The organism is Halorubrum tropicale, from assembly GCF_001280455.1.
GTDB lineage: Archaea > Halobacteriota > Halobacteria > Halobacteriales > Haloferacaceae > Halorubrum > Halorubrum tropicale.
The window spans coordinates 250,541-277,535 of the sequence record NZ_LIST01000004.1 but is presented as its reverse complement, the minus strand read 5'-3'; the positions used below and the strand labels follow the sequence as shown (position 1 = coordinate 277,535).

28 protein-coding genes, 1 tRNA gene and 1 pseudogene are annotated in these 26,995 nt (G+C 71.1%); 18 read left to right on the top strand and 12 right to left on the bottom strand.

The window, feature by feature from the left end:
• Nucleotides 1-64 precede the first annotated feature (64 nt).
• The gene (locus AMR74_RS11645) at nucleotides 65-1,681 is read left to right on the top strand and encodes a long-chain-fatty-acid--CoA ligase (RefSeq protein ID WP_053772227.1); all 1,617 of its coding nucleotides are present in this window, start codon (nucleotides 65-67) and stop codon (nucleotides 1,679-1,681) included.
• Between the two features lie 38 nt (nucleotides 1,682-1,719).
• On the opposite strand, the gene AMR74_RS11640 is transcribed toward AMR74_RS11645, so the two are convergent.
• Nucleotides 1,720-2,115 carry a DUF5779 family protein gene (locus AMR74_RS11640; RefSeq protein WP_053772226.1) on the bottom strand — a complete coding sequence of 132 codons (396 nt, stop codon included), beginning with the start codon at nucleotides 2,113-2,115 and terminating at the stop codon, nucleotides 1,720-1,722.
• 114 nt (nucleotides 2,116-2,229) lie between these two features.
• Here AMR74_RS11640 and AMR74_RS11635 point away from each other — a divergent pair, with 114 nt between their 5' ends.
• The 5 genes from AMR74_RS11635 to AMR74_RS11615 all read left to right on the top strand — a co-directional run bounded on the left by AMR74_RS11635 (nucleotide 2,230) and on the right by AMR74_RS11615 (nucleotide 7,617).
• Nucleotides 2,230-2,907, top strand: coding sequence for a DsbA family protein (locus AMR74_RS11635; RefSeq protein WP_053772225.1), 678 nt, complete (start codon nucleotides 2,230-2,232; stop codon nucleotides 2,905-2,907).
• A gap of 100 nt (nucleotides 2,908-3,007) precedes the next feature.
• Nucleotides 3,008-4,327 carry an MFS transporter gene (locus tag AMR74_RS11630; RefSeq protein ID WP_053772224.1) on the top strand — a complete coding sequence of 440 codons (1,320 nt, stop codon included), beginning with the start codon at nucleotides 3,008-3,010 and terminating at the stop codon, nucleotides 4,325-4,327.
• 79 nt (nucleotides 4,328-4,406) lie between these two features.
• Nucleotides 4,407-5,180, top strand: coding sequence for a prephenate dehydrogenase (locus AMR74_RS11625; protein ID WP_053772223.1), 774 nt, complete (start codon nucleotides 4,407-4,409; stop codon nucleotides 5,178-5,180).
• Nucleotides 5,181-5,200: 20 nt separating this feature from the next.
• A complete protein-coding gene (locus AMR74_RS11620; protein ID WP_053772222.1) occupies nucleotides 5,201-6,658 on the top strand; it encodes a small ribosomal subunit Rsm22 family protein in 1,458 nt (485 codons plus the stop codon).
• Between the two features lie 104 nt (nucleotides 6,659-6,762).
• Nucleotides 6,763-7,617 carry a ZIP family metal transporter gene (locus tag AMR74_RS11615; protein ID WP_053772221.1) on the top strand — a complete coding sequence of 285 codons (855 nt, stop codon included), beginning with the start codon at nucleotides 6,763-6,765 and terminating at the stop codon, nucleotides 7,615-7,617.
• A 72-nt stretch (nucleotides 7,618-7,689) separates the two neighbouring features.
• Here the strand turns inward: AMR74_RS11615 and AMR74_RS11610 are convergent, their stop codons facing one another.
• Complete coding sequence (locus AMR74_RS11610; RefSeq protein WP_053772220.1) at nucleotides 7,690-8,409, bottom strand: SOS response-associated peptidase; 720 nt, start codon at nucleotides 8,407-8,409, stop codon at nucleotides 7,690-7,692.
• Nucleotides 8,410-8,433: 24 nt separating this feature from the next.
• Nucleotides 8,434-9,147, bottom strand: a complete 714-nt coding sequence (locus AMR74_RS11605; RefSeq protein WP_053772219.1) for a glycerophosphodiester phosphodiesterase — start codon at nucleotides 9,145-9,147, stop codon at nucleotides 8,434-8,436.
• Between the two features lie 146 nt (nucleotides 9,148-9,293).
• Between AMR74_RS11605 and AMR74_RS11600 the strand changes: the two genes are divergently transcribed.
• On the top strand, nucleotides 9,294-10,064 hold the full coding sequence (locus AMR74_RS11600; protein ID WP_053772218.1) for a ribonuclease H-like domain-containing protein: 771 nt from the start codon (nucleotides 9,294-9,296) through the stop codon (nucleotides 10,062-10,064).
• Between the two features lie 110 nt (nucleotides 10,065-10,174).
• On the opposite strand, the gene AMR74_RS11595 is transcribed toward AMR74_RS11600, so the two are convergent.
• Nucleotides 10,175-11,056, bottom strand: coding sequence for a hypothetical protein (locus AMR74_RS11595; RefSeq protein WP_205625955.1), 882 nt, complete (start codon nucleotides 11,054-11,056; stop codon nucleotides 10,175-10,177).
• Nucleotides 11,057-11,346: 290 nt separating this feature from the next.
• Entirely contained in the window at nucleotides 11,347-12,336 is a 990-nt protein-coding gene (locus AMR74_RS11590; RefSeq protein WP_053772216.1) for a polymer-forming cytoskeletal protein, read from the bottom strand.
• A 143-nt stretch (nucleotides 12,337-12,479) separates the two neighbouring features.
• Between AMR74_RS11590 and AMR74_RS11585 the strand changes: the two genes are divergently transcribed.
• The 7 genes from AMR74_RS11585 (at nucleotide 12,480) to AMR74_RS11555 (ending at nucleotide 15,198) form a co-directional block, all read left to right on the top strand.
• The gene (locus tag AMR74_RS11585; RefSeq protein WP_053772215.1) at nucleotides 12,480-12,656 is read left to right on the top strand and encodes a DUF5786 family protein; all 177 of its coding nucleotides are present in this window, start codon (nucleotides 12,480-12,482) and stop codon (nucleotides 12,654-12,656) included.
• A 118-nt stretch (nucleotides 12,657-12,774) separates the two neighbouring features.
• On the top strand, nucleotides 12,775-13,011 hold the full coding sequence (locus tag AMR74_RS11580) for a hypothetical protein (protein WP_053772214.1): 237 nt from the start codon (nucleotides 12,775-12,777) through the stop codon (nucleotides 13,009-13,011).
• A 100-nt stretch (nucleotides 13,012-13,111) separates the two neighbouring features.
• Complete coding sequence (locus tag AMR74_RS11575; RefSeq protein WP_004598428.1) at nucleotides 13,112-13,309, top strand: DUF5800 family protein; 198 nt, start codon at nucleotides 13,112-13,114, stop codon at nucleotides 13,307-13,309.
• Nucleotides 13,310-13,490: 181 nt separating this feature from the next.
• A complete protein-coding gene (locus tag AMR74_RS11570) occupies nucleotides 13,491-13,916 on the top strand; it encodes a hypothetical protein (protein ID WP_233561587.1) in 426 nt (141 codons plus the stop codon).
• A gap of 2 nt (nucleotides 13,917-13,918) precedes the next feature.
• Nucleotides 13,919-14,131, top strand: coding sequence for a helix-turn-helix transcriptional regulator (locus AMR74_RS11565; protein WP_053772212.1), 213 nt, complete (start codon nucleotides 13,919-13,921; stop codon nucleotides 14,129-14,131).
• A 59-nt stretch (nucleotides 14,132-14,190) separates the two neighbouring features.
• Complete coding sequence (locus AMR74_RS11560; protein ID WP_053772211.1) at nucleotides 14,191-14,391, top strand: hypothetical protein; 201 nt, start codon at nucleotides 14,191-14,193, stop codon at nucleotides 14,389-14,391.
• A 354-nt stretch (nucleotides 14,392-14,745) separates the two neighbouring features.
• Nucleotides 14,746-15,198: a DUF6653 family protein gene (locus tag AMR74_RS11555; protein ID WP_053772210.1), complete on the top strand. Its 453-nt coding sequence runs from the start codon at nucleotides 14,746-14,748 to the stop codon at nucleotides 15,196-15,198.
• 54 nt (nucleotides 15,199-15,252) lie between these two features.
• Here AMR74_RS11555 and AMR74_RS11550 read toward each other — a convergent pair.
• The 4 genes and pseudogenes from AMR74_RS11550 to AMR74_RS11535 form a co-directional block, all read right to left on the bottom strand.
• Nucleotides 15,253-15,504 (bottom strand): annotated as a pseudogene (locus AMR74_RS11550) (hypothetical protein); the annotation flags it as partial.
• 43 nt (nucleotides 15,505-15,547) lie between these two features.
• Nucleotides 15,548-15,722, bottom strand: a tRNA-Trp gene (locus tag AMR74_RS11545).
• 139 nt (nucleotides 15,723-15,861) lie between these two features.
• Nucleotides 15,862-16,086: a DUF5795 family protein gene (locus tag AMR74_RS11540; RefSeq protein WP_053772209.1), complete on the bottom strand. Its 225-nt coding sequence runs from the start codon at nucleotides 16,084-16,086 to the stop codon at nucleotides 15,862-15,864.
• A 107-nt stretch (nucleotides 16,087-16,193) separates the two neighbouring features.
• Entirely contained in the window at nucleotides 16,194-17,204 is a 1,011-nt protein-coding gene (locus AMR74_RS11535) for a DUF5794 domain-containing protein (RefSeq protein ID WP_053772208.1), read from the bottom strand.
• 523 nt (nucleotides 17,205-17,727) lie between these two features.
• Between AMR74_RS11535 and guaB the strand changes: the two genes are divergently transcribed.
• The 3 genes from guaB (at nucleotide 17,728) to AMR74_RS11520 (ending at nucleotide 22,021) form a co-directional block, all read left to right on the top strand.
• Nucleotides 17,728-19,215, top strand: a complete 1,488-nt coding sequence (gene guaB / locus AMR74_RS11530) for an IMP dehydrogenase (protein ID WP_053772207.1) — start codon at nucleotides 17,728-17,730, stop codon at nucleotides 19,213-19,215.
• Nucleotides 19,216-19,375: 160 nt separating this feature from the next.
• On the top strand, nucleotides 19,376-19,963 hold the full coding sequence (locus AMR74_RS11525) for a HalX domain-containing protein (protein ID WP_053772206.1): 588 nt from the start codon (nucleotides 19,376-19,378) through the stop codon (nucleotides 19,961-19,963).
• Nucleotides 19,964-20,026: 63 nt separating this feature from the next.
• Nucleotides 20,027-22,021, top strand: a complete 1,995-nt coding sequence (locus tag AMR74_RS11520; RefSeq protein ID WP_053772205.1) for a DEAD/DEAH box helicase — start codon at nucleotides 20,027-20,029, stop codon at nucleotides 22,019-22,021.
• A 53-nt stretch (nucleotides 22,022-22,074) separates the two neighbouring features.
• Here the strand turns inward: AMR74_RS11520 and AMR74_RS11515 are convergent, their stop codons facing one another.
• Complete coding sequence (locus AMR74_RS11515; protein WP_053772204.1) at nucleotides 22,075-23,136, bottom strand: phytoene/squalene synthase family protein; 1,062 nt, start codon at nucleotides 23,134-23,136, stop codon at nucleotides 22,075-22,077.
• Nucleotides 23,137-23,313: 177 nt separating this feature from the next.
• Between AMR74_RS11515 and AMR74_RS11510 the strand changes: the two genes are divergently transcribed.
• The gene (locus AMR74_RS11510) at nucleotides 23,314-24,459 is read left to right on the top strand and encodes an acyl-CoA dehydrogenase family protein (protein WP_053772203.1); all 1,146 of its coding nucleotides are present in this window, start codon (nucleotides 23,314-23,316) and stop codon (nucleotides 24,457-24,459) included.
• Between the two features lie 22 nt (nucleotides 24,460-24,481).
• Here the strand turns inward: AMR74_RS11510 and AMR74_RS11505 are convergent, their stop codons facing one another.
• Both AMR74_RS11505 and AMR74_RS11500 read right to left on the bottom strand, forming a co-directional pair.
• Nucleotides 24,482-26,488, bottom strand: a complete 2,007-nt coding sequence (locus AMR74_RS11505) for a PH domain-containing protein (RefSeq protein ID WP_053772202.1) — start codon at nucleotides 26,486-26,488, stop codon at nucleotides 24,482-24,484.
• Entirely contained in the window at nucleotides 26,485-26,949 is a 465-nt protein-coding gene (locus AMR74_RS11500; protein WP_053772201.1) for a PH domain-containing protein, read from the bottom strand. Before AMR74_RS11500 ends, AMR74_RS11505 begins: the two co-directional genes overlap by 4 nt.
• Between the last annotated feature and the right edge of the window lie 46 nt (nucleotides 26,950-26,995).

Sequence of the window (26,995 nt, the reverse complement as noted above, 5' to 3'; positions counted from 1 at the left end):
CCGCGACCGTCGCTCCCTTGCGGCGGCCGCAAATGATTTTACACATCATCGATAGTGATAGACGATGAACAAGCCGCTGTTGACGACGGACTTCTTAGACCGGGCGCGCCGCCACTACGCCGACGAGGAAGCGATCCTGGCGGTCGACGGGACGCGGTACACGTACGCGGAGCTCGGCGACCGCGCCGACCGATTCTCCGCCGCGCTTCAGGCTCGCGGCATCGAGAAGGGCGACCGGGTCGCCGTGCTGGACCCGAACACGCACTACCACCTGGAGGCCGCCTACGGCGCGATGCAGGTCGGCGCGATCCACGCGCCGCTGAACTACCGCCTCACGCCGGGCGACTTCTCGTACATGCTCTCGGACGCGGGCGTCGACGCCATCTACGCCGACGCCGAGTACGCCGCGAACGTCGAGGCGATCCGCGACGAGGTGCCGACCGAGACGTTCCTCACGAACGACGCCGACGCGGTCGAGGGCGACTGGGAGTCGTTCGACGCGGCGCTCGACGACGCCGACCCCGGCGCCTACGACCGCCCGGAGATGGACGAGGACGACGTGATCACGATCAACTACACCTCGGGGACCACCGGCGACCCGAAGGGCGTCTGTCGCACGCACCGCGCCGAGACGCTCCACGCGTACCTCATCTCGATCCACCAGGAGATCACCGACGACGACGTCTACCTCTGGACGCTGCCGATGTTCCACGTCAACGGCTGGGGCCACATCTACGCGATCACGGGGATGGGCGCCCGGCACGTCTGTACCCGCGGCGTCGACGTCGCGGAGACGTTCGAGCGGATCCGCGAGGAGGACGTGTCGTACTTCTGTGCCGCGCCGACCGTCCTCAACATGCTCGGCGACCACTACGCCGAACACGGCGGCGAGACGACCGGCGACAACGACGTGCGGGTCGCCACCGCGGGCGCGGCGCCGCCGGAGGCGACGATCCGTACCGTCGAAGAGGAGTTCGGGTGGGATCTCAAACACGTGTACGGCGCCACCGAGACGGGCCCGCTCATCACCACCTCCGACGCGAAGCGCCACTTCGACGAGGGCGCCGACGACCGCTTCGCGGTGAAGAAGACCCAGGGGATCGGCTACCTCGGCACGGACGTGCGCGTCGTCGACGAGGACGGCGAGGACGTCGCCGCCGACGGCGAGACGATCGGCGAGATCGTCGTCCGCGGTAACCAGGTGATGGACCGCTACTGGAACAAGCCCGAGGCCACCGAGCAGGCGTTCTCCGAGCGGTTAGAGGGGTACTACCACATGGGCGACCTCGCCGTCGTCGACGAGGACGGGTTCGTCTCGATCCAGGACCGCAAGAAGGACATCATCATCTCCGGCGGGGAGAACATCTCCTCGATCGAGTTGGAGGACACCCTCTTCGAACACGACGTCGTCTCCGACGTGGCCGTCATCCCCGCCCCGGACGAGCGCTGGGGCGAGACCCCGAAGGCGTTCGTCGTCCCGGAGGGCGGCGACCCGAACGACGCGGCCGCGACGCCCGAGGCGCTCAAGGCGTTCGTCCGCGAGCGCGTCGCGGACTACAAGACGCCCGGCGAGGTGGAGTTCGTCGCGGAGCTCCCGACGACCGCGACCGGGAAGATCCAGAAGTACGAGCTGCGCGAGCGCGAGTGGGACGAGGAGGAGCGGATGGTCGGCGAGGGGTAGCGGTCGCTCGCCGCGGTCGGGAGGCGTTCGGCCCGGACTCAGTCCTCGCCTTCGTCGATTTCGTCCGTGTCGCCCGCCTCGGCGTCGTCCGCTCCGCTCGCCTCGGCGTCGTCCGCTCCGCTCGCCTCCTCGCCGCCGGAGTCGCTCAGGCGGTCGGTGTCGATGCTCACGCCCGGCGGCGTGACGACGAGGAAGCCCCGGAAGTGCATCAGCTCCCCGTCCATGTCCTTCACGTCGCGCGCGAAGGGGGCGGCGAGCTCGTTGAGGTCGCCGTCTATCGACAACACCAGGGTGTTCCCGTAGTCGACGCTGCGGACCCATTCCTCCGGGTCGGTCGTGCCGTCCAAGACGCCGAGGACGACGTCGCCCGCCGCCGCGAACGCCTCGTCCATCTTCGCCTCGGCGTCCCGCAGGTCGAGGTCCCAGTCGCTCATACGTGGGGGTCGACAGGCGGCGGCAAAAGCGTTCGGGAGCGGGGCGGCCTCGCCCCACACCGACCGCCGCCCGGTCGCGGAGCGGTTAAGTGCGCGCCGATCCCAGCAGACGATATGAAACGCACGCGGCGGTCCCTGCTCGCGAGCGCGGCGTCGGTCGGCGTCGTCGGCGCGGCGGGGTGTCTCGGCGGCGGGGGGACGACCCTCGACCTCAGCGGCGTGGAACTCGACACCGGCGAGTACGACTGCGACTTGACGGAGCCGTCGGACCCGGACCTCGACTACCGGCCGACCCTCGGAGACACGGACGCCGACGTGGTCGTTCAGGCGTTCGAGGACTTCACCTGCGGGCACTGCGCGAGCTACAAGCTCGACCACTTCCCGGTCATCCGCGACGAGTACATCGACCCCGGCGACATCCGGTACGAGCACTGGGACTTCCCGATCCCGGTCGACGAGACGTGGGCGGTCCCCGTCGCGAGCGCGGCCCGCGGCGTCGGCGCCCGGAACGGTGACGAGGCGTTCTTCGAGTTCGCCACGGCGGCCTACGAGTCGCAGCAGAGCTACAGCGGGGAGACGCTCGGCGCCGCCGCGGAGGCCGCCGGCGCGGACCCCTGTGCGGTGCTGTCCGACGCCCGGTTCGCGGCGTTCGGCCAGGCGTCGGCCGACGACCGGGCGGAGGGCGCGTCGATGGGCGTCGAGGGGACGCCGAGCATCTTCGTGAACGGCAGTCCCGTCGAAGAGGGCTACGGGGCCCAGTCGATCGCCGCCGCGATCGAGTCCGAACTCTGAGGTGCGGCCGACCGGCCGGAGAGCGCCGCGAGCGGCCCGTCTCCGAGTGGATCTTCCCAGAGCGTCGGTCTTTTGACCGTTCGACCCGTTTTATACGCAGATGAGCGACCCCGACCCCTCCCCCGCGACCGAGGCCGCCGCCGGCGACCGCTCGGTCGACGCGGACGCCGTCGGGGGCGACGCGGACGCCGCCGACCGCCGGCGGCTCGGCGCGGTCGTCCTCGCGGTGCTGATCTCGCAGGTCCTCCTCTACCCGGGCGTGCCCGACCTCGTCGTCGCGCTCGGGGCGCCCGCCGGCATCGACGCCGGGATGTGGTTCCTGGTCGCCGAGTGCGGCGCGTTCGTGTCGTTCGCGGTCGTCTGGGGCGCGCTCTCGGACGCGCTCGGGCGGCGGGTCCCGCTGATCGTCGTCGGGGCGCTCGGCGGCGCGGGGTCGTACGTCGCGCTCGCGTCGCTGCCGGCCCTGGGGCTCGGCTTCGGTGCCGCGCTCCTCGTCCGCGTCGTCGGAGGGGCCCTGACGATCGGGGCGTTCTCGCTGTCTATCACCCTCCTGATGGACTTACGGGGCGGCAACGGGCGCAACATGGGCGCCGCCGGGCTCGCGATCGGCCTCGGCGCGGCGGTCGGCTCGGTCGTCGGCGGTTGGCTCGCCGACCTCGGCGCGCTCTACCCGGTGTACGCCGGCGGGGCCGTGCTGGCCGCGGCGGGGCTGCTGTCGGCGACGGTCGACGACCGGGCCCCGACCGGCCGCGGCAGCGACGCGGGCGCGGCCGGCGACGGCGGGGATACGGCGGGCTTCGCCGACGTGCTCGCGCGCGCTCGCCGGACCCCGGGGCTCCTCGTCCCCCTCGCGTTCGGGTTCGTCGACCGGCTCACGGCCGGGTTCTTCGCGCTCGTCGGCGTGTACTACTTCCAGGACCCGGCGACGTTCGGCCTGTCGGCGACCGGCGCGGGCGCGACGCTCGCGCTCTTTTTCGTGCCGTTCGCCCTGCTACAGTCGCCGTTCGGCGCGCTCTCCGACCGGATCGGACGGTTCCTACCCGTGGTAGCCGGGTCGCTCGCGTACGGCGTCGTCACCGTCGGCGTCGGCGTCGCTCCGGTTTACCCGGCCGCGGCCGCGCTGATGGTCCTCGTCGGCGTCTGCGGGGCGCTGATGGCGCCGGCGACGATGGCGCTCGTCACGGACCTCGTCGAGCCGGAGGTCCGCGGCGCCGCCATGGGCCTGTTCAACGTCTTCGGGTCCCTCGGGTTCCTCGCGGGCTTTTTGATCGGCGGGAGCGCGACCGACGCGTTCGGGTACACCCCCGCGTTCCTGGCCGTCGGCGGCCTCGAACTCCTGATCGCGCTCGCGCTGCTCCCGGCCGTCCGGTCGATCGCGCCCGGCGCCGGAGCCCTCGGGCGCGTCGGCGCGGAGGGGTGAGCGACGACCGAGGGGCCGCGCCCTCGCCGCGGCGAGCCGAGTCCTTTTAACCGACTCGCCGCCTGCATGTTCGTAACCGATGGACCTCCTCGTCGTCGGCGCCGGTGAGATCGGGCGCTGGGCGGCCGACACCGTCGCGGCCGACGCCGCGCCCGTCGACGCGAGCGTCGCGTTCGCCGACCGCGACCCGACCGTCGCGGCCGACGCCGCGGCCGGGCGCGACGCCCGGACGGTCGAGGCCGACGGGGACTCCGTCCACGACGCCGTCTGCCTCGCGGTGCCGATGTCGGCGGTGCCGGCGGCGGTCGAGGCGTACGCGCCGCGCGCCGAGCGGGCGATCGTTGACGTCTCCGGCGAGATGACCGACGCGCTCGCGGCGATGCGCGAGCACGCTCCCGGCCTCGAACGCGCGAGCTACCACCCGCTGTTCGCGCCGCCGCGCGTCCCGGGCAACGTCGCGGTCGCCGTCGACGAGGCCGGCCCGGCGGTCGAGGCGTTCACCGCGTCGATCGAGGCCGGCGGCAACGAGGTCTTCGAGACGACCGCCGCGGAGCACGACGGCGCGATGGAGACCGTTCAGGCGGGCGCGCACGCGGCGGTGCTCGCGTGGCGGCTCGCCGCGGAGCCGGTCCGCGAGGAGTTCCACACCCCAGTGTCGGCCGCGCTCGACGACGTGGCCGACACCGTCACCGAGGGGTCGCCCGCGGTGTACGCCGAGATACAGCGCGCCTTCGACGGCGCCGAGGACGTGGCCGACGCGGCGGCGGCGATCGCGGACGCGGACGACGAGGCGTTCGCCGCCCTGTACGAGCGCGCCCGCGGCGACCGCGAGGGGAGAGAGCGGCTGGAGTGAGACGACGCGACGAGACACCAATGATCGACAGAACCGCGGTCCGGAACAACGCGAACTACCTGCGCAACGTCAGACCGATCGACCCCGAGGAGATCGCGGAGTACATCGAGGGGACGCCGCACCCGGCGGTCGTCCGCGAGACGCTCCGCGAGGAGGCGTTCGACCTCCGGCTCCGCGAGCGCGAGGACGGGGCGTTCGTCCCCGTCGAGGAGGCGCCCGTCGACCCGCCGGGCTGGGCGCCCGAATCGCTCCCGGACGAGTACTCGTTCGCCTTGGAGGACCTGCTGGTCCGCGAGTACGGCGCGAACTGGCACCGCGGGGAGTCGGGCGCCGAGCTCCGCGAGCGCGTCCGCCGGATGAAGACGGACTACCTCTACGAGAACGAGGTCGAGTACGACCGCGTCGCGGCGCTCGGCTACGCCGTTTACCACCTCCCGGCGTACTACGCGACGGTCGGGTACGTCCTCGACGACCTGACCGAGAACGGCCTGCTCGACCGCACGCTCCGCGTCCTCGACGTGGGCGCCGGCGTCGGCGGGCCCGCGCTCGGGCTTCACGACTACCTCCCGGACGACGCCGTCGTCGACTACCACGCGGTCGAGCCGAGCGCGGCGACGGAGGTCCTCGACCGGCTGCTGGAGGAGACCGGCCGGAACTTCCGCGCGACGGTCCACGAGACGACCGCCGAGTCGTTCCTCGGGCTCGAGGGGGGCGAAGAGCCCGCCCCGGCGACCGACGAGCCGTTCGACCTCGTGCTGTTCGGCAACGTCCTCTCGGAGCTCGCCGACCCCGCTGCGGTCGCGGGCGCCGCGGTCGACGCGCTCGCGCCCGAGGGCAGCGTCGTCGCGTTCGCGCCGGCCGACCGGAACACCGCGACCGGGCTCCGCCGGGTCGAGCGCGAGGTCGTCGCGTCCGGCGGCCACCCCGGTCGGGACGCCGAGATATACTCGCCGGCGCTCCGCCTGTGGCCCGACGCGGTCCCGACCGACCCGGGCTGGTCGTTCGACGTGGCCCCCGACCTCGCGGTCCCGCCGTTCCAGCGCCGGCTCGACGAGGCGGCGGCGCGCGGCGAGACCGACGAGCCGGGCGAGTTCGTCAACGTCGACGTACAGTTCGCTTACTCGATCCTCCGCCCCGACGGCCGTCGGCGCGTCGACGTCGAGGCGAGCGCGGAGCGGTGCGCGCGCATGGCCGAGTCGGAGCGGCACGTCACCGACCGGGTGAACCTGCTCGCGGTGAAGCTCAGCCACGACCTGAGCGAGGGAGACAACGCCGTCTACCGCGTCGGCGACGGCTCCCAGGCGACCGACCACTACCTCGTCTGTACCCGCGAGACCGCGCTGAACCGCGACCTCCGCGAGGCCGGCTACGGGTCCGTCGTCTTCGTCGAGAACGGGCTCGTCCTCTGGAACGAGGACGAGGGCGCGTACAACGTCGTCGTCGACGACGAGACGGTCGTGGACCTGGTCGCCCGCTGAGCCGGCGGAGGGCGTGGGGAACGGGCGCGCAGCTTCGTCACCGGGCGCCACGGGCGACCGTCTCCGGTGTAGACTTATCAACCCCCCCGTGTTATCGCTGTCAGATGGCGGTCGAAATCACCGAGGCGTTCGTCCGTATCGCCGGTACCTCCTCGGTAGCACAGGCGTTCGTCGGCGGCGTCATCATCGCGCTGCTGAACCTCGCCGGAGCGTCGCTGGTCCTCGTCTGGCGGAGCCCGTCCGAGCGAGCCCTCAACGGGATGCTCGGCTTCGCCGCCGGCGTCATGCTCGCCGCCGCGTTCACCAGCCTGATCATCCCCGGCGTCGAGGAGTACTCCGGCGGTAACCCGATCCCGACGCTTATCGGCGTCGGGGTCGGCGCTCTGTTTCTGGATCGGGCGGACGCGCTGATTCCCCACGCCCACTTCCTGCTGACCGGTTCTCGTCGCATGGACGCGGCGAACCCCGGAGAGACGCTACCGGTCAGCGACGACCGGGTAACCGGGGTGGTCCTGTTCGTCCTGGCCATCACGCTACACAACATGCCCGAGGGGCTCGCGGTCGGCGTCGGGTTCGGCGCGGCCGCCGGCGATCCGGCGCAACTCGGGAGCGCGCTGTCGCTGATGCTCGCGATCGGTATCCAGAACATCCCCGAGGGGCTGGCCGTCTCCGTCGCGGCGATTAACGCCGGCCTCGACCGCCGAATCTACGCCGCGTTCGCGGGGATACGCGCCGGTGTCGTCGAGATTCCGCTGGCGGTGCTCGGAGCCGTCGCCGTCGCGGCGGTCGCGCCCCTGTTGCCGTACGCGATGGGGTTCGCCGCGGGGGCGATGCTGTTCGTCATCTCCGACGAGATCATCCCCGAGACGCACCGAAGCGGCCACGAGCGCGTGGCGACCCTCGGACTCATGGTCGGCGTCATCACCATGTTGTACCTGGACATCTCGTTGGCGGCCTGACCGCGCCTCCGTTGAGGCCGTCCCCCCGGACGGCGCGTCCGTACCCGACGGACCGACTCCGGCGGACGCGACTCACCCGACCGGCTCGATCAACTCCGGCGCGTCGACCGCGGGGGAGTTCACCCGCGTCGACACCGGGTGCGCGGTCAGTTCGTCGCTCGGGTAGGGGTCGAGCAGGGCGGCGGCCTCGTCCGGATCCCCCCGGAGCCACGCCTCCTCCTCGCCCGGCTCCAGCATCACCGCCATCCGGTGGTGGAGGTCGGCGACGAGGTCGTTCGGCTCCGTCGTCACGATCGCGAACGTCTCAATCGGTCCGTCGTCGCTCTTCTCGTTCTCCCCTCCGCCCGACCCCCCGCCGAACGCGCCGAGCCCGGTCTGGGTCGTCTCCGGCGTCGGCGGCTCCCACCGCTCGTAGATGCCGGCCATCGCGAACGGCCGGTCGTCCTCGAAGGCGACGCGGTAGGGGGTCTTGCCCGACCCGCGGTCGCCGCCGACCCACTCGTAGAAGCCGTCCGCGGGGACGAGGCAGCGCCGGCGCTCGAAGGCGTCCGTGAAGCTCCGCTTCTCCCGCACCGTCTCCGCGCGGGCGTTGATGAGGTCGAACGACTCGTCGGCCCACGAGGGCGTCAGCCCCCACTCCATCCGCGTCGCCGCCGACGGGTCCGCGTCAGGGATGACGGGGAGCGACTGCCCGGGCGCGCAGTTGTAGCTGGGTTCGTGGTCGCCGAACGCCGCGCCGAACCTGTCTTCGAGGTCGGCGGCGGGGGTGAAGAGGGTGTAGCGGCCGCACATACGGATCGCTTGCCGCGAGACCACTTAATTCCGCGACGACCGGTCGGCCTCCGGCAGCAGGTCCCACCGGTCGGCGATGACCCCGTCGACGCCGGCCGCGACCAGTCGCTCGGCGTCCACCCGATCGGCCGCGGTCCACCCGTTCACGGCCAGCTCCGCCTCGTGCGCCCTCTCGACGAAGCCCGGTTCGGTCGCGAGGTCGATCGGCGGGTGGACCGCGACGCACCCGAGTTCCGTCGCCCGCTCGACCGCGCGCTCGGGGGCCGCGTCCGCGACGAGCAGCGCGCGGTCCGTCGCCGGGTCGCGGTCGCGCAGCGACGCCAGCGCCTCCGGGCGAAACGACGAGAACAGCACCTCGGTGTCGGTCCGCCGCGCGAGGGCGAGCGCGTCGAGCGCGGTCTCCGGCTCCTTGATTTCGACGTTGACGCCAATCCCCTCGGGGACGGCCGCGAGCGCCTCGCCGAGCCACGGGATCGGTTCGCCGGAGTCGAGCACCGTCAGTTCGCGCAGCGCCTTCCAGTCCGTGTCCGCGACGCGCCCGGAAGCGCCGGTCAGCCGGTCGAGGTCCGCGTCGTGGAAGACGACGAGCTCGCCGCTGGCGCACCGGCGCACGTCGACCTCGACGGCGTCGACGTGCGGCGCCGCGCGCTCGGCGGCCGCGACCGTGTTCTCCGGGTACTGGCCGGCGCAGCCACGGTGGCCGATCAGCGCGACGCCGTCGGGGCCCGCCCGCTTCATCGGGCCCCCCTCGGCGTATCGGTCGCCTCGTTCGATCGGTCGTTCACGGGCTCGCATCGGTACCGCGGCGTGTTAGCTCTTCGCTCGCGGTCGGCCGCGCGGCCGCTCCCGTCGGCTTTTTGCCCGCGCGCCGCTCGGGGACGGACATGCGCATCGAGAACAGCTTCATCCCCGTCGAGGGGGTGGGCGAGACGACCGAACGGCGCCTCTGGGAGCGAGGGGTCACGACGTGGGAGTCGTTCGACCCCGCCGTCGACGTGGCGGGCGTGGGCGCGACGACCGCCGACCGGATCGAGTCGTTCATCGCGGAGGCGCTCGCGCGGCTCGACGACGGGGACGCCGCCTACTTCGACCGGGCGTTCCCCTCGGGCGAGCGCTGGCGGCTCTACGAGAACTTCCGCGAGGAGACCTGCTTCTTCGACATCGAGACGACCGGGCTCGACGAGCGGCGCGACCGCGTGACGACCGTCAGCTTCCATCAGGGCGGCGAGACGACGACGCTCGTCGCGGGCGAGGACCTCACCGCGCGGCGCCTCCGCGAGCAGTTCGCGGACGCCAGCCTGCTCGCGACGTTCAACGGCGCGCGCTTCGACGTGCCCTTCCTGGAGACCTCCTTCGACGTCGAGATCGACACCCCCCACCTCGACCTGATGTACCCCGCGAAGCGGATCGGCCTCTCGGGCGGGCTGAAGCCCATCGAGAGGGAGATCGGGATCGACCGCGACCGCCCGGACATCTCCGGCCGGGACGCGGTCCGGCTCTGGCGCGAGTACGAGCGGGGGAGCGACCAGGCGCTGGAGACGCTCGTCTCGTACAACCGCGAGGACACCGTGAACCTTCGGACGCTCGCCGACACGGTCTGCGACCGCCTGGACGACGAGGTGTTCGTCACCGCCCCGGACGGAGACGGCGACTGAGAGGGACCCGATAGGTCGCGAACGGCGGGTATGGACCGTCGCGATGGGAGCCGCCGCCTCGGTCGACGCCGGCGGGGTCGACGCCGACGCGGTCGGAGCCGCCGAAGCGGTTACCGGCGCAGGACGATCCCGCCGTTGCCGACGACGACGGCGTCGCCGTCCACGTCGACCGCGTTCAGGTTCTCGCCGGTCGGCGTGTCGAGCGCGAACCGATCGTCGGCGGTGAGCTCCTGGACGACGCCGCCGCTCCCGACGACGTAGCCGGCCTCGCCGTCCGTCTCGACGTCGACGAGATCGGCGTCGCCGAGCGCGTCGGGCGTCCAGTTCGCGCCGTCGTACGTCAGCACGGCGCCGTTACCGCCGGAGACGGCGACGTCGTCGGGCGCGTCGCTGTCGAGGCCGTAGAACGTCACGTCGGCGTCCTCGATCCCGATGGCGTTCCAGGTGACGCCGTCGTCGGTGACGAACACGCGGCCGTTCGTGTCGACCGCGTGCCCGCTTCGGGGGCCGTGGAAGTCGATCGCGGGGAGCGCGGAGCCGCTGCCCGGCGTGACGTAGTCCCAGGTCCCCGCCGCGCCGTTCTCGAAGCTGTAGTAGATCTTCCCGGAGTCGCCGGCGACGTAGACGTTCGCCTCGCCGGCCCGCCCGGTGACGGCGACGGCGTTGTAGTTGTTCGTGTTGTCCATCGGCGCCGAGTGGTCCACGAGGGTGTCCGTCGCGGGGATGTACTCGCCGATGGCGCCGCTCGCGCCGACGAACCAGACGCGCTCGCCGTCGTCGGTGACGGCGGCCCCGTAGAGGTTGCTGCCGTTCCCGGTCGGGCCGCCGGCGCGAAGCGTCCGCCAGCCATCGGCCGCCGGCGCGGTGAGGACGCCGCCGCCGCCGACCGCGAAGCGGCCGGCGCTCGCCGACACCACGTCGTGGAGCGTGCTGTCGGTCTCGGTCGCCTCGACGGTCCAGTCGCTCTCCGCGGCCGCGGCGACACCCGTCACGCTTCCCGATGCGACGATCGCACCCAGTCCCGCCAGCGTCGCGCGGCGGGTCGCCGTCAGAGGTCGGCTCATGACGCACCCGAGGCTTTCGGTGCCTGTTGTAAGTGCCTTGTGTCAGTTTAGAACTGGCGTGAAATTAAATCGGATAAAACCGCGTTAAACGTCGATCGCCGCGGGGGTTCCGGCATAAACTGTCCGAAAAATACCTGCGGGAAAAGCGCCGCTTTCGTCGCTAAGAACCGCATTCTGAATTGCGTCCCCGGCGGGTAAAACACGTCCGGCGCAACGGGTCAGGAGTCGTCTGACTCGACCGTCCCGGGCGCCGCGACGGCGTCGGTGGTCACCGTCGCGGCCTCTTCGGCGTCCGCGGCGTCGGTCTGGGCTTCGGCGGCCGCCTCGTCCGGTACATCGGACTCGACCCCGTCGTCTTCGCTCGCCCGCTCCGCTTCTTGGATCAGCTTCATTTCGCCGCGCGCCCGGAGGGTGCCCTGGATCTCCGCGCCGTCGTACACCACGAGATCGCCCGCGGAGACGTCACCGAGGACGCGCGCGCCGCTCTCGACGGTCACGGTCCCGCCGCGGGTCGTCACGTCGCCGTGGATGATCGTGTCGGCGCCGACGGTGACGTCCTCGCGGGCGCGCAGCGAGCCGAACACCTCGTTGCGCTCGCCGACGCGGATCGACGCCGCGCGGAGGTTGCCGTGGAGGCGGCAGTCGTCGCCGACGGTGGCCGGCGTCGACACGCGCCACGCGTCGTCGGATATCTCGGCGTTCCGCGGGACCAACAGCGGATCCCGCACGTCGTCGCCGTCGGCGAGCGCCTCCGCCAGTTCGTCGGCGGCGTCGGTCTCGCCGACGCGCAGCAGCTGCGAGAGGACGATGAAGTAGAAGACGATCGTCGGCACCGGGTTGCGGATGACGATCCAGCCGTTGGCCTCGAACCCCTCCTCGACCGTCACGTCGTCGCCGATGTCGAGGTCGCCCGACACCATCAACCGGCCGGTGACGGTGACCCGCTCGCCGAGGTACGCGTCCTCGCCGACGAGCACGTTGCCGTCGACGGAACACCAAGTGTCGAGCCGGCAGTCGCCCTCGGCCTCGATGTCGTCGCCCACGCGCACGCGCTCGCCGATCGCGACGTTGCGGCCGCGGACGCCGAGCTCGACGGTCGACTGCCCGCCCACGAGCACGTCGCCGTCGACGACGACGTCGTGCTCCTCGACGGTCGTCTCCGAGGGGATCGCGAGCTCCTCGATCGGGCCGTCTCCTCGCAGCGACACACCGGGAGCAGTCGCCCCGAGCGTATAAACGGTGCGGGGCGTCGGACACGCGTCGGACGACGCGAGCGCCGCGCGGAATGTGAACGCCTCCCGCGGCGGCCCCCTGTCGCCGCGCTTTTCAGTGCGCCGTCGGTATCTCGCCCATGGGATTCGGATCGTACGACGAGAGCGAACAGACGGATCAGGACGTCGACACCGACGAGGACGACGCGGTGAACGTCCACGAGAACGACCACGACGGCGACGTCACCATCGAGGGCGACGCCGACACCGACGACCTCGTCGGCCGCCTCTCCGAGATGCGCGACGACGACGACTGAGTCCCCACCTCTCCTCAGCTGCGCTCCTTGGGCCGCGGGCGCGAGTCGTCGTCGCGGGTGTGCGTGTCGTTCGCACGCCCAGTTCGGATTTATGATCCTCCAGCTGCTTCGGTACCATATGGCACGGAACCGCAACCGAGTGGGTCGGGTCGGCCGCCGGACGCGCCGCGGTCGCCGGAACCGACGGCGACGCGGGGACCGGTCCGAGACTGCCGACACCGACCACGGCGACGAGGCCTCCACCGCGACGGTCGCGCTCGCGCGTCGACTCTGCGCGAGCGGGAACGGACAGGCGTGTGAGATGCTCGAACGACTCTGCGAGGCAGGCCACGACGCAGCCTGCGACGCCACCTGAGATCCGCGCGGCGCGCGGTCGATACCGGTGTCCCCGACGTGCGACGACCGCCTCCGGCGGTGCGCGTTCCTTATCACCTCGCGCGGAGTACTCTGAACCGATGAGCACGGACCTGACGTTCACGGACCGCGGGGTCGACGTCGTCTACGAGGGCACCGAGTTCGAGTTAGAGAAGACGCTGATCGAGGAGGCGACCGGGAAGTCGTACCGCGACGTCACGGACCACGAGGTGCTGACGATCGTCGCCGAGGATCCGGACCTGGACGGCGAGCCGGTCCGGATCGGCGACGTGCTGTAGCGGAGGCCGGCTGCTCGTTCGCCGGGCCTTCCTCTGACGACACCGAGTCGGTACCGCTTCGTCGAATCCGCTCTCGTTGTGTGATCTGACCTGCCCCTCGCGAGCGACGGTGCCAGTCTCGCCGATCGGAGTAAGAAATATATAACGTTAGATCGAACTAACACATAGAGGTGACAACCGAATGCGACCTCGCACGAAGTACCGCATCGGACGGGCCGTTCACATGCTCGTCACGGTGCTGACGCTCAACCTCGGACTGGCCCGGGAATCTGCTCCGATCATCGCCAGCGGCGCGGTGCTGTTCGTCGCGTTCTTCCCGGTGAGCCGGACGGTCGCCGACCGCGTCGGGTACACGCCGACCGACGAGCGCACCCGAGCGATCACGCGGACCGCCGCGAGCCGCGCCGCGATGCTGCTGTTCGGGGCCTCGCTCGCCGTCTTCCTCGTCGGGTCCGCGCTACAGGCGACGGGCGGGCTCGACGGTATCGCACAGACCGCCTACGCGCAGGCCCGCGTCGTGGTCGTCTGGGCCGCCGTCGCGATCTGCGTCTCCTCCGTCGCTCACGGGACACGGGCCTGGGTGCGGCGGCGGGGCGTGGAGGCGTAACCGTGGAGTTCGACACCCGCGTCCGCGAGCTCCGCGAGGAGGCCGGCCTGACGCAGGCCGAGCTGGCCGACCGCGTCGACGTGACTCGGCAGACGGTCCTCTACGTCGAGAAGGGCGAGTACAACCCCTCGCTGGAGCTGGCCTGGCGCATCGCACGTGAGTTCGACGCGCGCGTGGAAGACGTGTTCGACCTGCCCGACGAGCCGCGATCGTAGCGCCGCCGTCGCGCGGTCCGACCGGACGACTTTTTCCGACGCCCGCCGAAGCAAACGACATGGACATCGGATTCGATCTCGGAGTGAACGTCCCGTCCGGCGTGTTCGCGCTCCACGCCGTCATCGCCGTCGTGTTCCTGGGCCTCGCGGGCGTGAACGGCGCGAACGGCGAACTGATCGGGCTGGGACTCTACCTCGCGATGGCGGGTATGATCGGGCTCGTCGGCCTCATGGCCGGGCGGATCGTGGCGCGTCGCTGACCCGGGTCGACTCGCTTTCGTCGTCGGTGTCGGTCGCCTCGCCGGACGCGGCAGCAGAGTTTGGGGCCACAGGGACCTGAACCGCGGTCGTCGTCATGAGTCGGCGTCCTCCTCGCCGGTCCCGGCGATATCGAGGTCCGCGGTGTACTCCTCTCTACGTTCTGCGACTTCCGGTGCCGGTCCGCCTTGTGGTAGTAGCGCTTGAACGTGTCCGGGTCCGCGTCGGCGCGCTCGCTGACCACGCCGATCGGGAGCCCGCGGTCGCAGTGCCACGTGAGCGACCCCGTCCGGATGTGGTAAGACGCCCTCTGCCTCGAAGGAAACTATTTGATCGCTCGGAGAGAAATCCCGACCATGGCCCCCACTCTGCCGGACGATTTTGAAGAACGGTTCTGGCGTCGTCACTCCAATCCGAAGAGCGGCTGGAGTCGAACGGTCCTGCTGCCGGCGCTCCTCTTCGCTGTCTATCACCGAAAGTGGCGACTCGCGGGCGCCGCACTCCTGTTCACTGTGGCGAATCCGATCCTCTTCCCGCCGCCGGACGACGACGACGCGTGGATGACCCGCGTGGTGTTAGCCGAACGTTGGTGGACGCGCGAACAGAAGGCGGGCGTCTTCGACATCACGTACCCGAACTGGCTCAACCTGCTCAACGTCCCCGTCTCGGTGTACGCGTTCGTCGCCGCGTACCGCCGGCGCCCCTTCCGGGCCGGCCTCGCCGGCGCGCTCTCGATGGCGCTGAAGTTATGGTATGTTGGCGCGCTGGTCCGGCGGTACGACGCCCGTGACCGACCGGAGGAGCGATAGCGGTCGTTGGTCAGCGTCGACGACCGCGAGCGAGTAGCATCTGCTGCCCCTCGGTCACTCCTGCCGGTACGGGTCGGCCGCGACGTCGAGGCGGTACACGTCCTCGGCGGCGTCGAAGTCGCCGTCGAACGCGTAGCGGTAGCCCAGCCCCTCGACCTGCATGTACGCGACGATACAGGCGTCGACGAACGAGGATCGCTCGTGCTGCCGGAAGATGTCCTTCGCGGTCGCGAACGCGTCCGCCGTCAGCGATTCGACGTGGAGGCGCGTGCTCTCCTCCCCGGCTACGGACCTGTTTTTCCTCGAATACCTATTACTAAGAAGTGATACGTTAAAGTGGAGACCGCTATGGGGCCGGAGGGATTTGAACCCCCGATCGACTGATATCTCCGGTGCGCCTCGGAACTCCAGAGGGTCGTCAACACGACCGATGATCAGTCGGCCGCTCGGTATATCAGTCTGGAGTGTCGTCCCGGGCGCAAGCCTCTGGAGTCAGTCGCCATGCCTGGCTTGGCCACAGCCCCGCGTGATCTCGCATCAACAGTTTGCTGAAACGCAGATAAAGGGGTTTCGATCGAGAGCGATCGAGGGACGGCGGGGAGCTTCCGCTCCGGACGCCCTCGGCCCGTCCCGCCGCTCGTCGGGTGGGTCGGGTCGAGCGTTTCAGTCGCGGTCGTCGGCGCTCCAGTCGCAGTCCTGGCACTTGTAGCCGGTGACGAACTCCGTCACGCTCGGCATGTATCCGACCGAGATGACGTCGCCGCCGCAGTCCGGGCAGTCGCGGTCGGCGTCGGTGATCGACTCGGCCTCCAGCACCGGCTCCCCTTCGACCAGCTCTGCGAGCTTTTCAGGCGTCACCATCCGCCCCTGAACGACGCGGTTCGACATACCGGTCGTTCGGGGCCGAGTGCCTAAACCCCGGCGACACGCGCGGCGATCGGAGCGACGGGAGAAGCGCTCAGGCGGGCGGCCGTCCGCGGGCGGCTACCCGCCGGTCACAGCCACGGCGCGCGGGAGTCGTCGTCCGCGAACGGGTCCGCGCCGTCGTCGTCGGTCTCTCGCCCGTCGCCCCCGTTCGCGAGGACGGCGACGTCGTCGTCGACGATGGTCGATGGGCCCTCCGGCGGGGCGTCGAGCGGCGGATCGCTCGGGGCCTCCGCGTCCGACTCCCCGCCGACGTCGGCCGCGTCGCCCTCGTCCGACTCGGAGGGGTCGCTCGTCGGCGCGTCGTCGTCGGGCGCGTCGTCGCCGGCGACGCTCGCCTCGCCGTCCGCACTCGGGTCGTACGCGAACAGGGTCGTCACCGCCAGCACCGCGAGCGCGATGGGCGCGTCCGTCTGCATGAGGTCGAACGGGCCGAGCAGGATCGGTAGGGCGAGCACGCCCAGCGCGACCGCGGAGCCGAACCGGAACCGGTCGATGTCGACGCGGCCGCGGAGGTGCGGCGAGAGCAGCGCGATCGACAGCGCGAACGCCACGCCCACGGCGGCGGCCGCGGTGCCGTTGACCACGTACTCGGTCGAGGTCTCGACGGCGAATCCGGACGGGTCGAAGCTCGCGACGAGACCCAGACCGATGATGACGCCGGGGCTCGGCAGGAACTCGCCGACCTCCGAACTGGCGGTCTTGGCGGCGATGGTCAGGATGACGAGCCCCGCGAACCGCTCGAAGACGGACAGGTCGAGGAGCCCCTGGAGGGTCGGCGCGAGGGCGGCCTCGACGGCTGCGACCGGGATGATGACCGCGCCGATCAGCAGCACGGAGGTCGCCATCTCCCGCCGCGAGCCGTCCATCTCGGCGAGGATCACCGCGGCGGTCGCGGAGCCGCCGAAGATGAGGATGCCGGTCTCGACGACGCCGGTGGCAGATCCGAGGACGCCGGCGACGACGAGCGCGGGGAAGATACCGTCGACGAGCGGCAGGGCCATGACCGTCGCGAGCAGCTTCGTCGCGCTCCCGACCTGCTGTTCGAGCCGCAGGGCGACCGGGTGACGTGAGGTGCTCATTTAGGGACGATAGCCCTGACCGACGGGGTGGCGGTGGGACGCGTGCGACTCGCGATGGTCTGAGGACCAGCACGCGGAGTCCACGCCGCGAAGGGTCCGACGAGCCCATGTAAAGGATTTGCGCGGATTGCCGGCTGTAAAGCGGGCGCCGAGAGCGGCGTTCGGCTGGCCGGCGATGCGCGCGTTCACGGGACTGTCGGAGTCCATACCTAATATATGAGTTTTGGTCGCGTTAAAGGTTGTGTGAGACGTGTCCGCACGACACGATGATTCGACGGCGATGGTAGCGCTTCGATGACGATACGTCGACGTTCTCCGATCATCACCGATCATCTCTCGGTTCCCGAACTGCGGCCGTCGGGCGGACCGAACGATCGGGGTCACCGCCTCCGATCCGACCGCGGTCGCAGCCGAATCCGCCGAAATAGGCACGATTCTGTATATAACGTGGATTTGATTGTGAGCAACCACCACGTCCGTGCCGTCTCGCAACGCTTTTCATCGGGCGCTTGTGACGGATTATATGGCGACAGATTCTGGCCGGTTCTCGGCGAAGCTCGATGTTCCGGAAGCGCTGACGTTCGACGACGTGCTGCTCCGACCGAAGGAGAGCCGCGTCGAGCCCGACGACGCGGACCTCTCCACCCGCGTGTCGAAGAACGTCGAACTCACCGTTCCCGTCCTGTCTGCGGCGATGGACACCGTCACGGAGAGCGACCTCGCCATCGCGATGGCCCGAGAGGGGGGGCTCGGCGTCCTCCACCGCAACATGACCGTCGAGGAGACCGCCGCGGAGGTCGAGCGCGTCAAGCGCGCCCACGAGCTCGTCATCCGCCGTGAGAACGTCGTCACCGTCTCGCCCGACGACACCGTCCGCGAGGCCGACGCGGTGATGGAGCGGCAGGGCGTCTCGGGCGCGCCCGTCGTCGCCGAGGACGACACCGTCCTCGGGATCATCTCCGGCACCGACATCCGCCCGTACCTGGAGGTCGGCGAGGACGACGCCGTCCGCGAGGCGATGACCGACGAAGTCATCACCGCGCCGGAGGACGTGGACGCGCGAGAGGCGCTCGAACTGATGTACGACCACAAGATCGAGCGCGTCCCCATCGTCGACGGCGACGAGCGGCTCGTCGGCCTGGTGACGATGCAGGGAATCTTACAGCGCCGCGAACACGAGGAGGCCGCCCGCGACGAGCGCGGCCGCCTGCTCGCCGGCGTCGCCGTCGGCCCCTTTGAGGAGGAGCGCGCCGTCGCGGCCGACGAGGCCGGCGTCGACGTCATCTTCATCGACTGCGCCCACGCGCACAATCTCAACGTCTTGGACTCCGCGGAGGCGATCAAAGCGACCGTCGACGCCGACGTGGTCGTCGGCAACGTCGGGACGCGCGAGGCCGCCGAGGCGGCGGTCGACTTCGCCGACGGCCTGAAGGTGGGAATCGGCCCCGGGTCGATCTGTACCACGCGCGTCGTCAGCGGCGCGGGGATGCCGCAGATGACCGCGGTCGCGGAGGTCGCGGACGTCGCGGCCGAGCACGACGTGCCCGTCATCGCGGACGGGGGCATCCGCTACTCCGGCGACGCGATCAAGGCCATCGCGGCGGGCGCGGACGCGGTGATGCTCGGCTCGTACTTCGCCGGCACCGACGAGGCGCCCGGCCGCGTCATCACGATGCAGGGGAAGAAGTACAAGCAGTACCGCGGGATGGGCTCCGTCGGCGCCATGAAGTCGGGCGGCGGCGACCGCTACCTCAAGGAGGAGGACGAGGACGAGGAGTTCGTCCCGGAGGGCGTCGAGGCCGCGACGCCGTACAAGGGGAGCCTCGCCTCCGAGCTCCACCAGCTCACCGGCGGGATGCGCTCCGGGATGGGGTACGTCGGCGCCGCGACCGTCCCCGACCTCCACGAGCGCGCGGAGTTCGTCCGCGTCTCCTCGGCGGGACAGAGCGAGAGCCATCCGCACGACGTGATGATCACCGACGAGGCGCCCAACTACAGCCCGGGCGAGTAACCGCGGAGGCCGCGCGGCGGGCGAGACCGGCTCCGAGGCCGGACCGGACGGAGTCGCGACCGGCCGCGCCGCCGATCGACCCCAGCGTCGAAGAGGTATTTTAATATAGCCAGCGGCGAGACGAAACGTGTGAGCGAACACCCCCTCGCTCCCGTCACCCATGAGTGAGCAACCGCCGCTGGTCCTCGTGGTCGAGGACGAACCCGACTTGGCCGACCTGTACGCCGCCTGGCTCGGCGACGAGTACCGCGTCCGAACCGCGTACGGCGGCCGCGAGGCGCTCGATCAGCTCGACGAGGCCGACAACGAGGTCGACGCGATCCTCCTCGACCGCCGGATGCCCGGCCTCTCGGGCGACGAGGTCCTCACCGCCGTCCGCGACCGCGGCATCGACTGCCGGGTCGCGATGGTCACCGCCGTCGAGCCCGACTTCGACATCCTGGAGATGGGGTTCGACGACTACCTCGTCAAGCCCGTCACGAGCGACACGCTCCGCGAGACCGTCGAGGGGCTCCTGCGGCGCGGAGAGTACGACTCGGAGGTCCAGGAGCTGTTCTCGTTGACCTCGAAGAAAGCGATGCTGGAGTCCGAGAAGAGCGCCAACGACCTCGCCGACAACGAGGAGTACCAGCGCCTCACCGACCGGATCGAGGAGCTGCGCGAGCGGGCCGACGAGTCGCGCGACGCGGTCGCGAGCGACGACGAGGACTACGAGAAGCTCTTTCAGGACTTCGACGCCGACGCGTAACCCGCGGCGGCCGAGGGGGATTCCGCCGACTCTTTATCACCGGTCCCGCCGAACGAGCGGTACATGCGCGTCCGGGACCTGCCGCTGTCTCAGCCCGTCGTCGACCACTTCGCCGATCGGGGCGTGCGCGAGCTGTACCCGCCCCAGCGCGCGGCGGTCGACGCGGGCGTCTGCGAGGGGGCCGACGTCGTCGCGGCGGTACCGACCGCGTCGGGCAAGACGTTCGTCGCCCAGCTCGCGCTGTTGACGGCCGGCGGCCCCGGCCTGTACGTCTGTCCGCTCCGCGCGCTCGCCCGCGAGAAGTACGAGACGTTCGCGGCGCTGCCCGGCGTCGACGTGGGCATCTCCACCGGCGACTTCGACGCGACCGGCGAGGCGCTCGCCGGCAACGACGTGGTGGTCGCCACGAGCGAGAAGGTCGACTCCGCGATCCGCAACGGCGCCTCCTGGGTCGACGAGCTCGCCTGCGTCGTCGTCGACGAGGTCCACCTCCTCGGCGCGAAGCGGCGCGGCCCGACGCTCGAAGTGACGCTGGCGACCCTCCGCCGCCGGAACCCCGACCTTCAGACGGTGGCGCTGTCGGCGACCGTCGACAACCCCGACGCCATCGCGGACTGGCTCGACGCCGCCCTCGTCGAGTCCGAGTGGCGCCCGGTCGACCTGCGGACCGGCGTCGCGGTCGGCGGCGAGGTCGGGTTCGACGACGGCACGAGCCTCTCGGTCGACGTCGGCCCCGACGAGACCGCCGGCGACGGTGACGGCGGCGAGGCCCGGGACGGGGATGCCGACGACACCGACGACCCCGACGCGACCGAGGTCACCGCCGCGCTCGTCGCCGACGCGGTCGCGGACGGGGGCCAGTGCCTCGCGTTCGTCCGCTCCCGGCGCGAGGCGGTCGACCTCGCGGAGCGGCTCGCGGAGGAGGGCCTCGCCGCGGCGCTGGGCGTCGAGGACGCGGCCGCGGCGGCGGCCGAAGAGGCGACCGGCGTGGACGGCACCATGACCGGCCGACAGCTCGCGGACTGCCTGCGCGCCGGCGTCGCGTTCCACCACGCCGGGCTCCGCTCGGGCCACCGCGCGGTCGTCGAGTCGGCGTTCCGCGAGCGGGACGTGGCCTGTATCTGCGCCACGCCCACGCTGGCGGCCGGGGTCAACGTCCCCGCCCGCCGCGTCGTCGTCCGCGACCAGCGCCGCTACGGGGAGGGCGGCATGTCGTGGATCCCGACGCTCGAGGTCCACCAGATGTGCGGCCGCGCGGGCCGGCCGGGGCTCGACCCTCACGGCGAGGCGGTCCTCGTCGCCGACGCCGACACGCGCGAGGCGGTCCGCGAGCGCTACGTCGAGGGCGATCCTGAGGCCGTCGAGTCGCAGCTCGCCGACCCCGGCGCGCTCCGCACGCACGTCCTCGCCGCGGTAGCGACGGACTTCGCGGCGACCGAGACGGAGATCCTCGACGTGTTCGAGGGGACGTTCTACGCGCGGGAGACCGGGGCGGGCGGCCTCGCCGACGCGGTCGCCGTCGCGGTCGACGACCTCGTCTCGGCCGGGATGGTCGCCCGGGAGACGGGCGGCGTCGAGGACTACCGGCTCGTCGCGACGGCCGTCGGGGAGACGACCTCGAAGCAGTACGTCCGCCCTGAGACCGGCGAGCGGATCGTCGCCGGGCTCCGCGCCGCCGCCGACCTCCCGGAGGCGACCACGCTCACCGCCTTCGAGGTGATCTGCGACACGCCCGACATGCAGGACACCTACCTCGGCAACGCCGAGCGCGCCGACGTCTACCGGTTCGCGCGGCGGAACGCCGCCCGCCTCACCACGGACATGACCGACCCGGACGACTTCGAGGGGTGGCTGGAGTCGGTGAAGACGGCGCGGATCCTCGACGAGTGGATCGGCGGCGCGACGGTCGAGGAGCTCGTCGACCGCTACCGGATCGGTCCCGGCGACCTCGACTCGCGCGTCGAGCGCGCGGAGTGGCTGCTGAGCGCGGCCGAGGCCCTCGGAGAGACCATCGGGGTTCGCGTCCCGGCGGTGTCGCGGGCGCGGTCGCGCCTGTGAGTGCGGGACGATAACGAGACGACGACCCCCGTTCGGCGACGGCCCGGGGGAGTTCAGTCCGCCGACCCGACCGCGCGGTGGAAGGGAGTCCGCGCGATGGTCTGTCGCAGCTCCGCCAGCGAGTCGCGACCGACGCCGCTCGCGGCCGACATCACCGCGAACACCTCCTGTCTGGACACCTTCACGCCGGTCTCGGTGAGCGCGTCCTCCGGGCGGCTCCCCAGCTCGCGGAGGGTGCCGACCGCGAGCAGGTACGGGACGGTCCACGCCTCCATGGTGTTGCCGTTCGAGAGGGGCATCGTCTCCAAGTACGCCTGCGCGTCGTCGAGGAACGAGCGAGCGTAGTCGGCGGTGCGGTCGACGACGCGCGCGGACGACTCGCGGTTCTCGGGGTGGACGACCCGCTCCTGGTCGACGCCCTCCGCCTCCAGCCACTCGGCGGGGAGGTAGACGTTGTTCTCCTCGGTGTAGTCGTCGTACACGTCCTTCGAGACGTTCACTAACTGGAGGAGGAGGCCGAACTCCTCGGCGGTCTCCCGCAGCCGCTTCGCGCGCTCCTCGGCGACGTCGCCGCGGGTGAGCAGGTTCGTGATGAGGTTGCCGACCGTGCCGGCCGCGTAGTAGCAGTACTGCTCTAACTCGTCGCGGTCGTCGATGCGGAGCCCGCCCTCGGTGGCGTGGCGGTCGACGAACATCGCCATCCCATCGACCATCTCCAGCACCGGCGGGACGATGGCCGCCTGCGCCTCCGGGTCGAGCTCCTCGAACGTCGCGGCGATCGTGGGCGCCTCGGCGACGACGGTCCAGTCGTCGTCGCGCTCCGCGGGCAGCCACTCGTCGACCGTCTCGCGGAACTCGGCGATGTCGGTCTCGTCGTCCGGGTCGATCGCTCGCCGGTACGTCCGCAGCACGTGGCTCTGGGCGTCCGGCGGGATGTGCCCGGCGTCCTCGACCGTGTCGGCGACGCGACAGAGGAGGTATCCGACGCAGATCTGCGACGCCATCGGTTCCTCTAACACGTCGACCGTCAGCGCGAAGGTCCGCGAGACCCCCTGGACCGCCTCGTGACACCACGCGAGGTCGGCCTCGGCGGGGGCGTGTTCTCGTCCGCTCATTCAGTTGCCAGTGTTTACGGCACAACGCATAAAAACCCTCGTGGAACGGCGGCCGTGCGCCGATCGCCGCTCGGGGCGCCGAAACCGCACGACTCGGTCCCCGTCCGCGCCGACGAACCGCCGACCCGTGTACAACCGTGTGGAAACGGCTAAGTCCGCCCGGCCGAACGCTCCGACATGGAGTTCACGCTCACCGAAGAGCAGCGTCAGATCCGCGACACCGTCGCGGAGTTCGTCGACGAGGAGGTCGTCCCGCGCGCGGCCGAGATCGACGAGACAGACGAGTTCCCCGCGGACCTGGTCGAGGAGATGGCCGACCTCGGGCTGATGGGCATGCCGTTCCCCGTCGAGTACGAGGGCGCCGGCCTCGACTACCACAGCTACGCCATCGGGCTCGAAGAGATCTCCCGCGGCTCCGGCGGGCTCGGCACCGTCGTCGCGGCCCACACGTCGCTGGCCGGGAACATGCTCTACGAGTTCGGCGACGAGGCCCAGAAGGAGGAGTACCTCACCGCCCTGAACACCGCCGAGGACATCGGCGCGTTCGCGCTCTCGGAGGCCGAGGCCGGGTCGGACGTGCCCGCGATGTCGACGACCGCGGAGCGCGACGGGGACGGCTACCTCGTCAACGGCGGGAAGCTCTGGATCTCGAACGGCTCCGTCGCCGACACGGTCACGCTGTTCGCCAAGACCGATCCCGACGCGGGTCGGAAGGGCATCTCGTCGTTCATCGTGCGTCCGGAGGAGGACAACGGGTTCGTCTTCGAGGGGACGGAAGACAAGCTCGGCGACAAGGCGTGTCCGACCGCGGAGCTGCGGTTCGACGACATGTGGATCCCGGAGGAGCGCCGGCTCGGCGAGGAGGGCGAGGGGTTCGTCCACGCGCTGAAGACGCTCAACGGCGGGCGGATCACCATCGCCGCTCGGTCGGTCGGGATCGCGCGCGCCGCGCTCGACGAAGCGAAGTCGTACGCCCAGCAGCGTGAGCAGTTCGACCGCCCGATCAGCGACTTCCAGGCCATCCAGCACAAGCTCGCGGACATGGACACGAAGGCCCGCGCCGCGGAGCTGCTGATGCACGAGGCGGCCGACCTGAAGATGCGCGACGACGACTACATCAAGGAGGCCGCGCAGGCGAAGCTGTACGCCTCGGAGATCGCCCGCGAGGTCGCCAACGAGGGGATCCAAATCCACGGCGGCTACGGCTACACCAAGGACTTCCCCGCCGAGCGCTTCTACCGCGACGCGAAGCTCTCGGAGATCTACGAGGGGACGAGCGAAGTGCTGCGCAACACGATCGCCCAGCAGCTGCTCGACGAGTAGGACCGCGAATCGGTCCCGTCGGTCAGGTCCGCGAATCGGCGCCGTCGCCCTCGGGGTCGTCCCCATCACCCTCAGGATCGTCGCCGTTGGCGTCCCTCCGACCGACCTCCGTGTCGTCGCGGTCTCTTTTCCCATCCCCGTCGCGGTCGTCGTCCGCCTTCGTCCCGTCGCGACCGCCGTCCGCGTTCGGCCCGTGAGCCACGTCGGCGTCCGACGGGTTCTGGTCGACCGCGTACTCGCCGGTGTCGATGCGCTCCGCGGGCTCCGAGTAGTCGCGGTCGCTCGGCGAGAAGTCCGGGCGGACGACGCCGTCTTCGGGGACGTCGTGCGCGTCGCCGTCCGTCGTCTCGTCGGCGTCCGGTACCGCCGTCGTCGGGTCGGACGCCGCCTCGTCGACGTCCGCGTCGGGCCCGTCGGCGCCGGGCTCGGCGGGGCCGTCGATGCCCGCGTTGCGCTCGCCGGCGTCCCCGTCGAGGCCGCCGTCGCCGTCGCCGCTCTCGTCGGCGTCGACGTTTCCGTCGACCCACTCGAAGCGGTCGGTCCCGGCGCCGCGCCGCTCCGCGACGGCGGTCGCGAGGCGCTCGGTGAGCGTCTCCTCTAACGCCTCGGCCTCGGCCACCTCGAAGTCGACAGCGGCGGCGTCGCTGCCGGTCAGCGAACCGGTCCCCGCCGTGTCGGCGACGACCGTCGCGACGCCCCACCGGCGCTGGAACACGGTCCGGCTGTCGATCACGTTCTGGATCCGGTAGTACGGGACGACGGCGACGGTCCGGCTCCAGAAGCCGTTCCGCGTGAGCAGGTGGTCCTCGCCGACCCAGTAGCCGCGGTGCTTCCACTTCAGGTGCGCCGCGGGGGGCGCGACGAGGAGCAGCGCGGCGACCGCGTACCACGGCAGCGCCGCCGAGGCGTACCAGTTCACGCCGTACGCGATCCCCGTGAGGACGCCGACGATCAGCGCGTACCGGATGACGTACCGCCACCGGATCCGCTTCGGCGGCCGCTCGAACTCGGGGGTGCCGAACGACTCGATCTCGTGTGCGAGCCGGTAGACGCGGTCGGTCGCGGCGATCGGCACCGCGGACTGGTTGCCAGACTCCGCGCTCTGTCCGGGGGCGTACCCCGCGGTCTCGATCGAGAGGCTCGCGTAGCCGAGCGCGCGCTTGGCGGGGTTGTCCGTGATCCGCAGCGTCTGGACCTTCTCGGTCGGGATCGACCCGCTGTACCGCCGGAACAGTCCGCGCTCGTACCGGAGTTCGTCGCCGGCGCGCGAGAGCCGGAAGCCGTAGTAGTTCGAGAAGGCGACGCCCGCGCCGATGAGCCACGACGCGATGAACAGCGCCGCCACGCCGACGAACGCCGTCGCGGTGAGCGCGGCGGCCGACGTCTCCGGCAGGAAGCTCGACAGCACCGGGAACGACCCGGAGCTCAGGAACGCCAGGAGCCCGATCAGGCGCCCGTCGAACGAGAGCGCCCCGACAAGGGCCAGCTCGCCCGGCGTGATGGCGAACAGCTCCTCCTCGTCGGGTGCGAACGCGTCCTCGCGGCCGGCCTCGACCGCGTCGACGTCGGCCGCCGCTTCCTCTCCGGCCTCCTCGGGCCGCGCGCCTCCGGCCTTCCGGCGCTGGACCTCGCGCCGGAGCCGGGTCGCCTCGTCGGGCGTGACGAACCGGATCGACCCCTCGGTGCTGGAGCCGCCGGCGGTCTCTAAGTCGACCGCGGCGACGCCGATTGCGCGCTGGATCACGCTCCGGCTCACGTCGACGTTCTGGATCCGTCGGTACGGGATCTCTCGCTCGCGGCGGGAGATGACGCCGGAAGAGATGTCGAGCGTGTCCTCGGTGAGGACGTACTCGAACCGGCGGTAGTACGCGACCTCGTAGGCGAACATCGCGAGGAGGATGGCGGCCCCGCCGCCGACCGCGAGCGGGAGGCCGAACCCGCCGCTGTTCACGATCACGAACAGCGCGACGGCGGTTCCGGCCGCCTTCTGGAGCGCGCGGTACGGGACCGACTGCGGCGCCAGCTTCACACCGCGTCCTCCCCGTCGGCGCGGATGGCCAGCCGCTTCAGCTCCTCGCGGAGGTCGCTCGCGCCGTCCGGCGTCAGCCCGGGGATCCGCACGTCGGCGCCGCGCGACCCGGCGGTGTACACCACGCAGGAGGCGAGCCCGACGGTCCGCTCGATCGGCCCGCGACGCGAGTCGACGTGCTGGATGCGCACCAGCGGCACCGTCGTCCGTACCTGCGTGAGCACGCCGCGGTCGAGGTAGATGGCGTCCTCGCGGATCTCGTAGCTCCAGCGACGGTACCGGAGCAGCGCGTGTCCGACGGTCAGCGTCAGGACGACGGCGCCGACGGCGACCGGCGCCCATCGCGGGAGGTACTCGAGGTACGCGCCGCCGGCGAACGGGGCGGTCACGAGCGCCGAGAGCAGCACCGCGCGGAGGACCCACACGATCTGGATTCGGGGGTGGAGCGTCTGTGCCGTCATCGACGGTCCCCCGTCGCACGTCCGTGTGTCATGGGAGGCGATTGCG